General features: G+C 58.0%; 12 protein-coding genes. 7 read left to right on the top strand and 5 right to left on the bottom strand.

Annotation, left to right across the window (positions count from 1 at the left end; translation table 11 throughout):
- Positions 1-290: 290 nt before the first annotated feature.
- Genes C5750_RS18110 through C5750_RS18090 form a run of 5 tightly spaced genes read left to right on the top strand, consistent with a single transcriptional unit; the run spans position 291 to position 4,910 of the window.
- On the top strand, positions 291-1,460 hold the full coding sequence (locus tag C5750_RS18110) for an MraY family glycosyltransferase (RefSeq protein WP_105735316.1): 1,170 nt from the start codon (positions 291-293) through the stop codon (positions 1,458-1,460).
- Between the two features lie 22 nt (positions 1,461-1,482).
- A complete protein-coding gene (locus C5750_RS18105; RefSeq protein WP_105735315.1) occupies positions 1,483-2,316 on the top strand; it encodes a glycosyltransferase family 2 protein in 834 nt (277 codons plus the stop codon).
- A complete protein-coding gene (locus C5750_RS18100; RefSeq protein WP_105735314.1) occupies positions 2,313-2,975 on the top strand; it encodes a YdcF family protein in 663 nt (220 codons plus the stop codon). The genes C5750_RS18105 and C5750_RS18100 overlap by 4 nt, the downstream gene beginning before the upstream one ends.
- The gene (locus tag C5750_RS18095; RefSeq protein WP_245421157.1) at positions 2,972-4,264 is read left to right on the top strand and encodes a hypothetical protein; all 1,293 of its coding nucleotides are present in this window, start codon (positions 2,972-2,974) and stop codon (positions 4,262-4,264) included. The genes C5750_RS18100 and C5750_RS18095 overlap by 4 nt, the downstream gene beginning before the upstream one ends.
- Positions 4,265-4,322: 58 nt before the next feature.
- Positions 4,323-4,910: an LbetaH domain-containing protein gene (locus C5750_RS18090; RefSeq protein ID WP_105735313.1), complete on the top strand. Its 588-nt coding sequence runs from the start codon at positions 4,323-4,325 to the stop codon at positions 4,908-4,910.
- 18 nt (positions 4,911-4,928) lie between these two features.
- On the opposite strand, the gene C5750_RS18085 is transcribed toward C5750_RS18090, so the two are convergent.
- From C5750_RS18085 to C5750_RS18075, 3 genes are read right to left on the bottom strand one after another with little or no spacing between them, the layout of a single operon-like run.
- The gene (locus tag C5750_RS18085) at positions 4,929-6,107 is read right to left on the bottom strand and encodes a glycosyltransferase (RefSeq protein WP_105735312.1); all 1,179 of its coding nucleotides are present in this window, start codon (positions 6,105-6,107) and stop codon (positions 4,929-4,931) included.
- Between the two features lie 55 nt (positions 6,108-6,162).
- A complete protein-coding gene (locus C5750_RS18080; protein WP_105735311.1) occupies positions 6,163-7,413 on the bottom strand; it encodes a glycosyltransferase family 4 protein in 1,251 nt (416 codons plus the stop codon).
- Positions 7,413-8,669, bottom strand: a complete 1,257-nt coding sequence (locus C5750_RS18075) for a glycosyltransferase family 4 protein (RefSeq protein WP_245421156.1) — start codon at positions 8,667-8,669, stop codon at positions 7,413-7,415. Before C5750_RS18075 ends, C5750_RS18080 begins: the two co-directional genes overlap by 1 nt.
- Positions 8,670-9,042: 373 nt before the next feature.
- On the opposite strand from C5750_RS18075, the gene gmd reads away from it, so the two are divergent.
- A complete protein-coding gene (gene gmd / locus C5750_RS18070; protein ID WP_105735310.1) occupies positions 9,043-10,113 on the top strand; it encodes a GDP-mannose 4,6-dehydratase in 1,071 nt (356 codons plus the stop codon).
- Positions 10,097-11,086 (top strand): GDP-L-fucose synthase family protein, encoded by a 990-nt coding sequence (locus C5750_RS18065; RefSeq protein ID WP_162800152.1) that lies wholly within the window; start codon positions 10,097-10,099, stop codon positions 11,084-11,086. The genes gmd and C5750_RS18065 overlap by 17 nt, the downstream gene beginning before the upstream one ends.
- Before the next feature lie 33 nt (positions 11,087-11,119).
- On the opposite strand, the gene C5750_RS18060 is transcribed toward C5750_RS18065, so the two are convergent.
- Positions 11,120-12,361, bottom strand: a complete 1,242-nt coding sequence (locus tag C5750_RS18060; RefSeq protein WP_105735308.1) for a polysaccharide biosynthesis/export family protein — start codon at positions 12,359-12,361, stop codon at positions 11,120-11,122.
- A gap of 53 nt (positions 12,362-12,414) precedes the next feature.
- Complete coding sequence (locus C5750_RS18055; RefSeq protein ID WP_105735307.1) at positions 12,415-14,613, bottom strand: GumC family protein; 2,199 nt, start codon at positions 14,611-14,613, stop codon at positions 12,415-12,417.
- Between the last annotated feature and the right edge of the window lie 4 nt (positions 14,614-14,617).

The raw sequence follows: 14,617 nt of genomic DNA, 5'->3' as shown, positions 1-14,617 counted from the left end.
ACTTGGGCAGAAAATATAGTCTGATGGGCTTGTTCTGCTTAAACCTTTTGCAGGCATTGGCGGGCACGCACCCGAAGGACGCACCGTGCGTGGCAGAAACATAGGCACCCGCCTTTGCCACCGTAGTCCAAAGGTCCATACTACCTCATACTTCAGACGGACCTTCTCGTCATTTCTCCTAAATAGAACTGGTTTCAGGGCAGCGCTACCTTTTCGGAAAAGCATTCACGTCAACAATGAAGGTGATGACACCTGGCATTGATGAATGCATCACCAAGTGGGGGTAGACCTTGTTCTTCTGGTTCACCAGCTGTCTTGCCACGCTGTCCATGACAGTATTGCTCATAGGATTTCTCAAGAAGACGTCCCATGCATTGGCCCTCGTCGATTATCCCGATAGCCGGAAACAGCACGAAAATGTCGTTCCGTTATGCGGTGGCATCGCGATCTTTTCGGCATTTTTTCTGGTCAGTCTTTTCTCCCGAGGCGCCGCAGCGTTCCCGGTCAGTTTCTGGATCGGCATTCTGATGGTTCTGAGCATTGGCGTGATGGACGACCGGATGGAACTTTCGGCGCGAACCCGGCTCGTTGTACAATTTTTCGCCAGCGCCATTCTGGTCATCCCGCTGGCCGGACCGAGCATCTATGTGGCAAACATGCTGCCCCTGGCTCTCGCCGGTTCAGCACTGCCTGTCCTGACGATCATTGCCATTCTGTTTGTTATCGGCCTGATCAATTCATGGAACATGGTTGACGGCGTGGATGGACTTGCAGGCGGCTGCGCGGCTGCCGCCATTTTCTGGATCAGCCTGCTTTCTTTCTACAAGGGGCTTGGAGCGCTGGGCTGCTCCAGCCTCGTGCTCCTGGCTGCAGTGTGCGGCTTTCTCCTGTTCAACATGCGCAGCCCCTGGTCCGCGCGCGCCAGAATATTTCTTGGCGATGCCGGCAGCACTGCGCTGGGTGCCGTCATTGCCTATCTGATCATCACCCTGTCGCGGCGGGCCGAGATTGCCTTTCCCGTCTTGCTCTGGATCGTCGTCGTGCCGGTTACCGATACGATGAGCCTTATCGTCAGAAGGCTGCATGCGGGCCGCAACCCGCTCACGGCGGATCGCTGGCATCTGCATCATCTGCTGCTGGACAGGTCGCACTCCCATGCGATGACCACGAATATCATCGTGGCATCGTCCGCGCTTTGCGGTGGCGTCGGGGTCGCCGGCATCCTGGCGGGAGCCTCCAACTACCTGATGACATTTGGCCTATTCGTCCCGGTCATCATTCATTCGGCCTTTGTTTTCCTGGCGAGCGGCGCCGGCCAGGCCGTGCGCATGCGTCCGGCAACAATGGGACAGCTCAATTCTATTCCGCCCGTTCTTCTGCGCCCCGAGGCGGGCAAGAACTTCGGCACCAATCATCAACCGGTGCAGCCGAACCCCGGCATATTGTCGGATCCCGTTTAGCACCTACGAATGGAGTGTTCGCGTGTCAGTATCTGTCCTGATCATGACGCTGAATGAGGAAGCAAGTCTTCCGGCCTGTCTGGCATCCCTGTCCTGGTGCGATGATATCGTCATTCTGGATTCCTTCAGCACCGATCAAACGCTTGAGATAGCCCGGACGGCGGGGGCGCGAATCTATCAGCACAAATATGAAACGGAAACCAGGCAGCGCATGTACGGCCTCAAGGAAATCGAATTCAAGCATCCCTGGGTCTACATGCCGGATGCGGACGAAATTACCCCCGACGATCTGCGCGATGAAATGCTGGCCATTGCGCGTGATCCCGACCGGCCGGAAGCGCTCTTCCGCGTCCGCTACAAGAACATGTTCATGGGGCGCTGGGTCAAGCACAGCAGCCTTTATCCGACCTGGATAACCCGGCTGTGCCGCCCGGAGCGAGTAAGATATGAGCGCGAATGCCATTCGCGTTGCGTGGGGGACGGCCCGACGGGACGGCTGGAATCCCACTTCATCCACTACAGTTTCAGCAAGGGCCTGACTGCCTGGTTCGACAAGCACAACAGGTATTCCGGCTTTGAAGCGAAGGAGTCGCTGCAGATCCTGCGCGACAAGGGCATCCCGTGGAAGGAGTTTTTCAGCCCGCTTCCCGAAGCCCGGCGCAGAGCGCTCAAAGAACTGTCATACCGGATACCGTTCCGTCCGGCAGCCCGCTTTGCCTATATGTATCTGTTGCGCGGCGGATTCCTCGATGGCTGGCAGGGCTACCACTATTGCCGGCTGATTGCTGCTTACGAATACATGATTGTAATCAAGATTCAGGAGCAGCGCCGCCGCGAACATGGTCTATCGATATGACGCCGGTGCCTGCGCCCATCTCGAAGCGGAAAGGCGGACGTCCGGTTCGCCGCTGGAGGTTCACCGCTGTCCTTTTCCTCGGCCTGTGTGCCCTGAGCAGCTATCCCCTGGCAATCCTGTTTGCCAACACGCTGCTGAGCGCCCGCAGCCCCGCTACCCAGGCGGACATCATCGTTATTCTGGGCGGAGACGGGCCTGCCCGGGCCGCCCAGGCCGCGCGTTTGTGGCAGGCTGGCATGGCGCAGAAAATATTGATAACCGGCGATGGGGATTGCTACTGGATACGCAAGTCCCTGATAGACTTCGGCGTCGGAGCCGGATCAATCACGGTTGAGTGCCAGTCCAGGAACACCTGGGAGAATGCGCTTTTCTCCAGTCCTATCCTGCAACGCATGCAGGTGCGTAAAGCTATTCTCGTCACCAGCTGGTTTCATTCGCGGCGCGCCCTGAACAGTTTCAGACAAATCGCGTTCAACATCCAGTGGCAGTCGGTTCCCGTCGAGCCGGACGTTCCCATCTGGCGGATCGCGGTCGAGCAGGACGGCGTTCAGATTTTCAAGGAATACCCCAAGAGCCTCTGGTATATGCTGCGTGCCTCCTTGTGGAAAGATCATGGCGAACGGGATGCCCGGACCTTTGCCGCGGGGATGCTGGCATGAACTGGCTTTTCACATGGTTGATGCTCGCTGCAGTTCTCTGGCTGATCGGCTGGGGTCTCCTGCAGCGCGAACGGATTTACCAGTTTCCGTTTCTGGTCGGCGTCATCACATTCAGCTTTATCCTGCCGCAGATTCCAGCACTCGCGGCGGACCCGTTCCTGCCGCATGGAGCCTACGTCAAGACGATAGCGTTTTCGATTCTTTGCCTGATCATGTGCCGGATCGGATGGTCGGCAAATGCCCAGCCGTTCCGCTTCCTTCACCAGTCCTTTGAAGAGAGGAAGCTTCTGATTGTTTCACTGCTGCTGTCGGTTACGGGGGCCTATTTCTATTACAAGCTGAGCCGGTTGCCCGGTGACGTTTCCGTCGGCGTCCAGATGAGCGGCGCGCCCGTGGCATGGCTGTTCTTTGCCCGGTTCATGAGCTATGGCCTCGCCATTGCCGCACTGTGTTTCGCCCGCCGCATTTCCTGGATGGCTGCCATCATCATTGCCGGGGATCTGGTCTTCTATCTCGACCGGATCGTGGTGACGGGCAAGCGGGCTGAAGCGGTGGAACTGATTGCGATATTCGTTCTGGCATTCTGGTTCCAGAGATCATGGGTCGTGCCGCGCGCATTTGCCGTCATCGGCATTGTGATCGGCATGCTGCTGATGAGCTCGATGAGCGACTACCGTGACATAACGCGCGCCAATTCCGGACCGATCTGGGGCGACATCTCCCGGATCGACATCACATCCAATTTCGACAATCTTCTGAAGAACGGCGGGCCGGAAATGCGCAATGCCATATTGCGGGTTTACAACACCGATATGTCGCTGGAATTCGACTATGGCTTGTTCCACTGGAACCGTCTCGTCTTCAACTATGTTCCCGCGCAGATTTTTGGCGACAAGTTCAAAACCGCATTGATGGCAAAACTGCCATCCCTGGGCCGCGAATACAATCCTTTGACCGGGACAACAGAAACGGGAATGGCGGATGCTTTTCAGTCGTTCTGGTATTTTGGTGCCCTGAAATTTCTTCTCCTGTCCTATATCGTCCGCCGATTGTGGGTCTCGGCCAATGCCGGCGCGACGACAGCGCAGATCGTCTACATGCTGTCGATCGTCCCGGCCATGCATGCCATTTCCCATCAGACGGATTGGGCGCTGATTGTGTGGGTGCACATGCTGATTTTCCTGGTGCCCGCCCTTGGATGGGCGCGGCGCCCGGCATCTCACGCGCCGCCGGTGCAATCGCTCGCCACTACAGCGCCTCTGCGCCTGTACCCGGCCGCATCGGGCTAGGCGGGGATCACCGGGCCGGCACGCCGCCGGCCGGGCAATGTTTTAAGGGAGAAATACGATGCGATCACGTTTTGCCGATACGGCCCTCGACACGTCAGGAGAGCCATTGCCTCGCTTAGGCGGTGCGACTTTCGCCTTGAGATTCAGACTGATGCGATTGAGCTGGATTATTTGCTGGACCCTTCTGGCTGCCTGGACCCCGTCGCCGTGCAGCCGCTGGCGTATCTGGCTGCTCAGGCGCTTTGGCGCGCGCATTCATCCCACGGCTATTGTTCGCGGCAGTGCGCGGATCTGGTGGCCCGGTAATCTCGTTATGGGACAGCATGCATCCATGGGGCCAGGTGTGCTTTGTTACAACGTCGCCGAGATAACATTCGGCGATTTTGCGATCGTTTCACAGCGCGCCCATTTGTGTACAGGCACCCATGACGTCGATGACGTCGATTTTCCGCTGACCAGCCGTCCGATCAGAATCGAGGCGAACGCCTGGGTGGCGGCGGAGGCCTTTGTCGGCCCCGGTGTCGTCATCGGGGAGGGCGCCGTCCTTGGCGCAAGGGCGGTCGCCGCGCGCGCCTTGGATCCGTGGATGATCTATGTCGGCAATCCGGCGAAACCGGTCAGGCTCCGGCGCGGCGGTCCCTTGTGAACCCATGCCTGTGCAGCATCACGATGCCGGGAGTGTCGGGCGAATGCTCTGCATGTAGCCATTGATGGTTGATGCGGCTATCCGCGGCCAGGTGTATTGGTCGCGAACAAGCTGACGGCCATTCCGGCCCATGGCATGCGCCATTCCCGCATCGCTGAGAATATCGCAAAGACCGGATGCGACGTCCTCCGGTGCAAGGGTCACCACAGCGCCGGCGCGGGCTGAGCGGACTTCCGGAAAATGACAGGCATCGCTGATCACAACCGGCAATCCGCATGCAAGCGCCTCGAGAATAGCGACGCTGAAGCCTTCCTGGCGGCTTGGCAGGCAAAAGCAGGTGGCGTCGACGAGGGCGCGCAGCTTGTCCTTGCCATAAAGGCCGCCAACCAAATGAACGCGGTCATTCAGGTGCAGCTGGCTGACCAGATTGATGAAGGCGTCGCGTGCGCCGCCGTCCGGGCCAGCCACAACCAGATCGACATCGGGATAGGAACCGGCGACGCGCGCGAAGGCCGTTGCCAGGATATCCAGGCCCTTCTTGGTATGGAGCCGCGACAAAAACAGAATGATGCGTTTGTTGCCGATGGACGGAAAACGTTCTCTGAAGAACCCGTGCGATGGAAGCGCCTCGAATTCTTCGAGAAACACGCCGTTGGGAATGATGAGATTGGGCGATGCGAGTTCCAGCGGTTTGAGCAATTGGGCTTCGTCCGCGTTCAGCGCCAGTATGAATTTGGCGTTGTTCAGCATTGCGCGGTAACCCAAAAGCAAGGCAAGCCGCTTTTTGAAGGCTTTCTGTTTCATGCTCCAGACATCGAGCATTCCGTGCGGTTGCACGCAATACGGGATGCCTTTGCCATGTGCGATCTTTGCCGCGACCTTGAGCAAAGGTTCCCAGACACCGTGGACATGAACGAAGGATGCCGTGTCCACAATTGCGCGTAGCTGTTTGCGGCCCCGTAGGCAAAGAATGCGCTCCTTCCAATCCGGATCCGGCAACAAATGCCATTTTATCGCTGCGAAATGCGGGACGGTCGCGGCGGCTCCAAAAGCCCGTCTCTGTATGTCGGGTCCTCCATAACTGACGATATGCACATCATGGCCCTGACTGGACTGCGCCGCTGCCAGGCGAATGCATCCGCCCTGCGGGCCGCCATGGACGGGGTCTATGGAGGAAATGATATGAACTATGCGCATAGCGGAACTCTCCTGCTTGGCGTCTGTTCAGACAATGGCTGTGCGGCGTGTGTTTTCATGGCTGTTGTTCCGCCGCGAATTGCTTTTGAAGACGGGGAGCCAGGGCGTCCATAAGGCGATGGCCATAGCGTTCGACAGTGAATTCCGAAGCCCGCTCCTGTGCCTGGCTCGACATGCGGGCGCGCAATGCCGGATTTTTTGCAAGCCGCAGAAGTGCATCTGCGATCGCCTCGCTATCGCGGATAGGCACGATGAAGCCTTCTATTCCATCCCTGACGACGCTGCCGGCATTCTCGGTACAAATGACTGGCAGGCCTGCAGCGAGCGCCTCATAGATCGCGGTGGCGGAACCTTCACATATCGAGGGGAGAAGGAAGACATCAGCCCATTGATATTCCTTTATCATCTCCGACCGGGGTATGATGCCGCGCAGCTCCACCACTGCAGCCAGCTTGTGCCGGATGTCAGCCGACAGTATGGTTGGCCCGGCCATGCGGAACTGTGCCGATGGTCCAACCAGCCTTGCCGCCTCGGCCACATAGGGGGAGCCTTTGCGCAATCCCACCTCGCCGACGGTCAGCACACGCAGGGGACCATCCGTTCGAAGGGTCTTGCGGTCCTCGAATTCAGCGTCGATGCCATAGGGAACGACGACACATCGTTCGGAAGGCCCACCGGAAGCGACAACATTGGAGCGTACAAATTCGGAGGGACAGATGATGATGTCCGCAAGGGCCCATTCGGCCTTCTCACGCGCGGCGAAGGTTTGTGCGTAGCGGTTCACTTCATATTTCCCTGCCCAGTCAGGAAAACTGCGTTGTTCCTGTTGCACAAGCTCTTCAACAACCTCGCGCGGCGCGATCATCTGTTCCACCGCCGTCCACATTCCCTCGGCTTTGGCCGCCTGCATTTGTTCAAGAGCATCACCGCTGAACGCATAGAGGCCGGCCGCTCCATGAAATCCGCTGGATGCCACCAGTTGCGAGAAATGGGTCCCGGCCCAGACGGCATGCCTGGTTTGTTCAACGACATTTGTGACTCTCAGCCGGCGGATTGCCGAGATGACGCCGAATGCGGGAAAGGTCGAGGTCAAGTCAGGCGCCACGCCCTTGGGCACGCGGCCGATCAAGCGCTTGAGAGACGGGAGGAGCATCGACCGGGGCACGCTGTTGATCACACGTGGCCAGCTATCGGTTGCGCAGATATCCGTATAGAAATGCGCAAGCCGGCCTTGCGCGGCGAGTATGCGGGGCACGGCATAGTGCATACGTGCTCCCAGCTGACTGACGACAACTGTTCCACCCATCATGCTGACCTGAAAATGGTGGACCTCAACGGATCCGTACCCGGTTGCTGAAACGCCGACATGACGTCGGACCATGACTGCACGGCATTGTCGCGCGAATAGACGGTTTCCAGCAGGTCCCGTGCGTTGCGCCCCATCTGGGTGCATTGCTGGGGGGAATTCTTCAACTGGACGATCAGCGCCGCAAGCTTCTGGCTTTCGCCGATTTCGACAGCCTCGCCGCACCGGGTTGATGCAATCACGTTTGCAACCTCCCCATCGGGTGCCCCAACAAAGAGCGTGGGCCGGCCAGCGGCCAGAATGCCGTAAAACTTGCTCGGGACAATGCAATGCTCAAGCCTCGGGATGAGCGAGACGATATGCGCATCGGCAGCACTCAGGCTTTCCGAAATGCTTTCCGGAGGCTGCAACGGCTTGAACAGAATGTTTTTCAACTGGCGTTTCTGGGCAATTTCCTCGATGCGCGCCCGCTGCTGCCCGCCCCCGACCAGGAGGAATTGTATATCGCTGTCGTCCTTCAACAGGGCTGCCGCTTCAATCAGGGTTGTAAAGTCATGCGCCCGGCCAAAGTTGCCGGAATAGCCAACGACGAATTTATCCTGCAGTCCCCAGTGACGTCTCAGGCCATTGACTGATCGTGGAACCGGATAGATTTCGCTGCCGTCCGACCAATGGTGCATGACACGGAGCCGGTTGGCCGGAATGCCGCCGTCCTGCAGGTAAGATGCCATCATTTCGGTCGGGCAGACAATCATGGTCGATTTGCGCATGGACCAGTTGCGCAGCATCTTGCTGATTTTTCCCGGAATGCCTCTGTTTGAAAGCATCTCCAGTTCCATGGCAACTTCAGGAAAAAGATCCATGACCCAGTTTATTGTCCGCGCATTGCGCCACAGGGCCGGCAGGGCGGTTGTCACCGATAGCAAAGGCGGATCGGTGCAAACGACAAACATGTCGCCGGGGCGAAGATATCTCAGGCACCATATGAAAACCGACATGTGGAAGGTCAGATAGTCAACGATCCTTCCTGCCAGGTGATGACGTCCGAACCGGGTGGCCCAAAGCCGTTTCACCGCAACGCCGGCAATCATCTCTTCCGCCGGAAGAACGACACCCGAATGGTCGTGCAGCGTGCGGCTTGCGATTGCCGTGACGTCAAAGCCACGGTGCGCAAGCGCGGACGCCAGGCTGGATACCATGCGGCTCGTGGCCGATTGATCGGGCAGGAAATAGCGGTTTGCGAAGACAATTCTCATTCCGGATCCTTCCTATACCCGGGCCCTTTTGTGCGGGCGCAGGCAAAGCTAGGAATGAAGTTTCGCAGGTCGCGGCGCGCGCAAGCAAGATCAACAAACGCACTACGGACGGTTCTGGCGGGCTTAAGCCTCTACGCCTTCCGGAGAGGGTGAGGCGGACAGATGTGCATGCCGTCGTGTCATTATCGGCCGTCGCATGACGGAATCGCTGTTTTTCATCAGCATTCCTATCCCTATTACCGAAGTGCCTATTCGGTGCCACCGCCTATACTTGGCTTCCATCCATTGCCGGTGGCGGGTTTCCCCATGATGGAATTCGGCGCGGCAATGCGTTTGTCACCACGCTTCAAGGACACACGGACGGGAATTGCGAATGACTGGGAAAAAGGCATTGATCATTGGGGTTACGGGACAGGATGGAGCCTATCTCAGCGAGTTTCTCCTGAAGAAGGGCTACATCGTGCACGGACTGAAACGTCGATCGTCGTCGTTCAATACGGCCCGTATCGATCATCTCTATCAGGATCCGCACGATGATGATGTCCGGTTTCACCTGCATTTCGGTGACTTGACCGACGCCACCAACCTTTGCCGGGTGGTTCAGGAAATCCAACCCGACGAGATTTATAATCTTGGAGCGCAAAGCCATGTGCAGGTCAGCTTCGAAACGCCGGAATATACCGCAAATGCAGATGCAATGGGTACATTGCGCCTGCTGGAGGCGATGCGCATCATGAAGATCGAAAAGACCTGCCGCTTTTATCAGGCTTCGACATCCGAGCTCTTCGGCAAAAGCATAGAAGCGCCTCAGCATGAAGGCACGCCGTTTCATCCGCGCAGCCCCTATGCGGTGGCCAAGCTCTATGCCTACTGGATAACCGTCAACTATCGGGAAGCCTACGGCTTTCACGCCTCGAACGGCATCCTGTTCAACCATGAAAGCCCGATACGCGGCGAGACATTCGTGACGAGGAAAATCACGCGTGCCGTCGCCGCGATTGAGCGTGGATTGCAGGACAAGCTTCGTCTGGGAAACCTTGAGGCCAAGCGAGACTGGGGCCATGCACGCGATTATGTCGACGGGATGTGGCGCATTCTCCAGCAGGATGATCCCGACGATTATGTGCTGGCGACAGGCGAAACCCATACGGTGCGCGAATTTGTCGAACGAGCATTTTCGACGGTTGGAAAATCCATCGAATGGAGTGGCAGCGGTGTTGATGAAATCGGCTATGACCGCAAGAGCGGCAAGGAGATCATCGAGATCGATCCGCGCTATTTCAGGCCCGCGGAAGTTGACCTGCTGCTGGGGAACCCGGAAAAGGCCCGCATCAAGCTGGGCTGGAGCCATACGACCGCCTTTGAGGATCTCGTATCGGAAATGGTTGAATCGGATATGAGGACGATCATGCGGGAAGAAAGCCGCAATGACTTCTATGGTTGAGGTGTCCCGGCACAGTTTCGCGCTTCGGGGCAAACGGGTCTGGGTTGCCGGACATGCCGGCATGGTCGGTTCCGCCCTGGTGCGGCGGCTGAAGCAGGAGGAATGCCGCCTCATTACCGTTGATCACGCCGAGCTTGATTTGACGCGTCAGCGCGAGACAGAGGAATGGATGGCGGTTGCGCGGCCGGATGTTGTTTTCATCGCTGCGGCACGGGTTGGCGGGATCCTGGCGAACGCCCATCACCCCGCCGATTTCCTCTACGAGAATACGATGATTGCCATGAACATCATGCATGCCGCGCACCGGCTTGATGTGGAAAAACTCCTGTGGCTTGGTTCGAGTTGCATATACCCTAAATATGCCGACCAGCCCATCGAGGAGCGGGCACTGCTGACAGGAAGCCTTGAGCCGACAAATGAGGCTTATGCGATTGCCAAGATCGCAGGATTGAAACTGGCGGAGGCCTATGCGCGCCAGTACGGGCAATGCTTCATCACAGCCATGCCAACCAATCTCTACGGACAGAACGACAATTTCGATCTGCAGCAGTCCCATGTTTTGCCGGCGCTGATACGCAAAATGCATGAGGCCAGGGAGACGGGCAATGCCCGCGCCATTGTATGGGGCACGGGAACGCCCAGGCGTGAATTTCTGCACGTGGACGACCTTGCGGATGCCTGCGTCTTTCTGATGAAAAACCATGCCTCGGCCAGCCACGTCAATATCGGTTCGGGGGCGGAGATTTCCATCCGCGATCTCGCACTCCTGATCGCCAGGATCGTGGATTATCGCGGTTGCGTGGATTTCGACACATCGAAGCCGGACGGCGCGCCGCGAAAGCTGCTGGATTGTTCGCAGATGGAGGCCATGGGATGGCGTCCGCGCATTGAGCTGGAGGCCGGCATTCGCGATCTCTACAGCCGTTGGCAGGCATCCTCAGCGTCTTCGCAGGGGTTGGTGCAGGCGGGGTGATGACGAATCCCGGTGACTACAACGCGCACACGGTCAGTTGATGGCCTTGGGAACGATCGCTTTGGGTGCGGCCGTATTGGGCAGTTCAAGTTGCGCGCGCAGAATATCGCCGGCCTTGATCTCGTCATGTTCCGCCAGCGCGGTTTCCTGATAGTTTCCGTCCACCACCCGAACCACCGTGAAGGTCAGCTTGACCGTTTCCTCGCGCGACGACACACGCTGGGCCGCAGCACCGATTTCACCCATGCTTTGTGCGATGAATGTCATTTTCTTGCGCAGTCTCATGATATCGAGATCAATGTCCCGCAAGTCCTTGGCCGCATCGTTGGAGCGCGAATCGTGCAGGGCAAGCAGGCGCTGCTGAATCGCATTCTCATTCTGTTTCGCCCGTGCCAGGAAGGAGCCGAATTCGAGCGCATCCCGGCGCATTGCCGAAAGCTGGCGTTGGGTATCGCGCAGGGTCGATTGCGCCGTAAGCCCTTTGTCCACCAGACTCTGCGACGCTTTCACATTTTGCTCTAGAAGCGAAATCTCCTCGTTGCGCAACTTCGTGCTTTCTTCCAGCGTGGTGATTTCTTCCGCATAGTTCTGCTTCTGTGCCTCGAGTGCGGTGGCTTCGCTTTCCAGGGCGGAAAGGCGAAGATCGAAAAGCTTGCGCTCGGAATCAACGATCCGCTGCCGCTCGGCCTTGTCATCGATCGCGTCGACGCTTGCCGTCAGGTCATAGTCGAACTGTTTTCCGTTCAGTTCGGCTTCAAGGCGCACGCGCTTCACATCCTGTGCAAAGAGCTGCAACGACGTGTCGGTATATTCCTGCCGCGCCGCAACCAGCTGGATGCCCGCCGTGTCGAGCTTGTCGGCCGCCTGCCGCAAACCTCCGCTCAAGGCAAACAATTCCAGGGCAATCATTCCGGGCCGGTACTCATATTTTCCGGGTTTCTGCACATCGCCAATGACAAAGACCGGAGCATATTCCTTCACGGCAACGGAGACGGAAAGACCGGGTATATGCTGCAGGAGCGATTGTGTGATGGTTTGCCCGATTTCGCTGATCGTATGATTGGCAACTGCTACATTGCCAAGAATGGGGTAGGCAATTGTTCCGTCGACGCTGACAGGAAAGATCCCTGTCAATCCGGTATCCCCATAGACTGTTATGAGCAGGACATCCCCTGATGCAATCCTGTACGGCTCCTGATTGGCCCGGGCCGGCGCTGCCGCCAGGGAAAGCAAGAGCGTGGAGGATACGGTTCCTGCGATGAGAATCCGGCTCATTCGTGATAGAAGGGAGGACGGATTTTTCCTTTGTTGTTTGAGCATTTTCGCCCTCATACCTTGGCCGCTGACGAGCGGAGTTTCTTGTAGCTGGCGATTTCCAGCACAAAGCGCTTTGCCGTGGCGGGTGCCGGCGGCAGCTGGTCGGGAGGAGAGGCATCCTTGATGCTTGGATCGCTGTTGAGGACAATGCCGTTGAGTTTTCGTCCGTCGGAACTGAGTATCTTCACGGCGTTGAGAATGTCATCCATGTTGGCTTTTTCGCATTGTGCGACAAGGATTGTGGTATCGGCGAGCGAGGCCACACGGATTGCGTCCGCGCCCAGGCACACGGCTGGCGTATCGATAAGCACGACGTCATATTGATGCTTCAGGGCATGGATCACCTTGGCAAATTGCTCGTGCCCCAGCAGGAATTCGGCCGGAACGGTACAGGCTTGCGTTGCCACAAAGTCGATCGAGGAAAATACGTCGTGCTGAATGACGGCTTCCAGGGTGTGCCTGCCTCTGATTACATCCTCCAGATAGGGCCCGAACTGATCGCCGAATTCCTGCCCGACCATAGGAGCGGTGAAATTGGCGTCGATGATGATGGTCCGCACACCCGTTGCTGCCAATGACCGGGCCAGACCGGCAATAATAAGCGTTTTGCCTTCCTGGGTTCCTGCGGATGTGACTGCAACCGCACGGGCCATTTTTTGGGGTGAAGACAAAAGAAGATGCGCCTGCAGATCCGCAATCGCGCGGGCAAAACTGTAGCGCCCTTCGCTGACAATGAGCGCGGCATTCTTGCGCTCGCGGCTGGACAATTTGGGGATGCGGCCGATGATGGGGGTTCTGGTGGCACTTTCGAGCGCTTGTGCCGAACGGATCGACTTGTCCCTCATTTCCAGAAGGAAGGACGCGCATATGCCCAGGAATGAGCCGCCAATGATGCCGAGCGCCATCCAGGTCGACAGATGCGGGCTTGCCCTCGACCGTGCCGGGACGGCGCGCGAGATCATGCGGGCTTCAGCCGTTGCGATGCCGTCCTGCTCTATGGTTTGCTTGTATCTGGTCAGGTAGCTCTCGTAGATCGCCCGGTTTGCACTGGCCTCGCGGTCGAGCTGGTCGGCGTGCACGAGGGCCTGGTTGGCCGCGGACATGCCTTCCTGCATTTCCTTGAGGTTCGCCTCCACGGCCGCCTGCTGGCGGTGGGTGACGTTGATTTCGTTCCGCAGACTATCGATGACCTGCTGCACTTCGCCGGCAATCTGGCTCTTCAGCGAGGCCAGTTGCGAGTTCAGCTGTGGCAGCTGCACACTTTGCATCGCACCGCTCTCGCTGATTTCCTGGAGAGACCGCTCGACCCGCGATTGCTCGGCGCGCAATTGCTGGATGGCGGGCGAACCCAGAATTTCAGACAATGCAACGCCGGCCTTGTTGTTCGACGCGTCGATTGCCGTGGAAAGGCGCGCCTCGGCGCCCGCGAGCTTGGCGCGCAAATTGGCAAGTTCCGTGTTGAGGGCGGCAATCTGCTGCGATTGCAGGGTCATGCCGTTGGCTTTGACAAGGCCTGACTTTTCACGGAAATCCGCTGCAGCCCGCTCCGATTGTTCAAGTGTTGCGCGCAGGCTGACAAGTTTTCCGCCAAGCCAGTCGCTTACACGCCGGGTTGCGGATGTCTGCAGATCGACCTGATAGTCAAGATAGGCTTCGCCAAAGGCATTGGCCACCGCAGCGGAGTACAGGGGGTTGTCCGCCCTGTAGCTGATGTAGATCGTGTAGGAGCGGCCGTCATTCACCACGCTGACGTTGGAAAGCAGTTTGTCGATCCGGCTGCGATTGCGGTCCTCGTCCGATTGCGCGGGCAAGGGGCTGACCGGATCATTGCCATCGGCGGTTGCTGGCGGTTGCTGATCGGCGGGATTGATGCGCCCGTCTGCATCGAAGTTCAGGCTATCAAGCCGCGTCAGCACTTTGCCCGCCATCATGCGTGAGCTGATAATATCGAGTTCGGTGCGCAATACCGGGCTTTCCTGCGGCAAAGGCGAGACGACCGATTCCGTCGGCAGGGCCTGCAATTTGCGCACGTCCAGAGCAAGGATTGCCTCGGATACATATTGGGCCGGTGTTGTCATATAGGCGGCGGTGGTCAGCAAGAGGCATGCCGACAACGCCGCGAGCATGGTTTTGCGCCGCTTGAGAACAACTGACACAAGGCGATGGATTGCCGGCCCTGATGCGTGAGGAATGCTGTCGGAGAAGATCATTGCG

The organism is Phyllobacterium myrsinacearum, assembly GCF_002980555.1.
Lineage (GTDB): Bacteria > Pseudomonadota > Alphaproteobacteria > Rhizobiales > Rhizobiaceae > Phyllobacterium > Phyllobacterium myrsinacearum.
Note: the sequence above shows the minus strand (reverse complement) of the source record. Positions and strands in the feature narration are given on the sequence as shown.

Coding starts and splice junctions, on each gene's coding strand:
- C5750_RS18100 (WP_105735314.1), top strand. CDS start 2,313: ATGACGCCGGTGCCTGCGCCCATCTCGAAGCGGAAAGGCGGACGTCCG.
- C5750_RS18095 (WP_245421157.1), top strand. CDS start 2,972: ATGAACTGGCTTTTCACATGGTTGATGCTCGCTGCAGTTCTCTGGCTG.
- C5750_RS18090 (WP_105735313.1), top strand. CDS start 4,323: ATGCGATCACGTTTTGCCGATACGGCCCTCGACACGTCAGGAGAGCCA.
- C5750_RS18085 (WP_105735312.1), bottom strand. CDS start 6,107: ATGCGCATAGTTCATATCATTTCCTCCATAGACCCCGTCCATGGCGGC.
- C5750_RS18080 (WP_105735311.1), bottom strand. CDS start 7,413: ATGGGTGGAACAGTTGTCGTCAGTCAGCTGGGAGCACGTATGCACTAT.
- C5750_RS18075 (WP_245421156.1), bottom strand. CDS start 8,669: ATGAGAATTGTCTTCGCAAACCGCTATTTCCTGCCCGATCAATCGGCC.
- gmd (WP_105735310.1), top strand. CDS start 9,043: ATGACTGGGAAAAAGGCATTGATCATTGGGGTTACGGGACAGGATGGA.
- C5750_RS18065 (WP_162800152.1), top strand. CDS start 10,097: ATGACTTCTATGGTTGAGGTGTCCCGGCACAGTTTCGCGCTTCGGGGC.
- C5750_RS18060 (WP_105735308.1), bottom strand. CDS start 12,361: ATGAGCCGGATTCTCATCGCAGGAACCGTATCCTCCACGCTCTTGCTT.
- C5750_RS18055 (WP_105735307.1), bottom strand. CDS start 14,613: ATGATCTTCTCCGACAGCATTCCTCACGCATCAGGGCCGGCAATCCAT.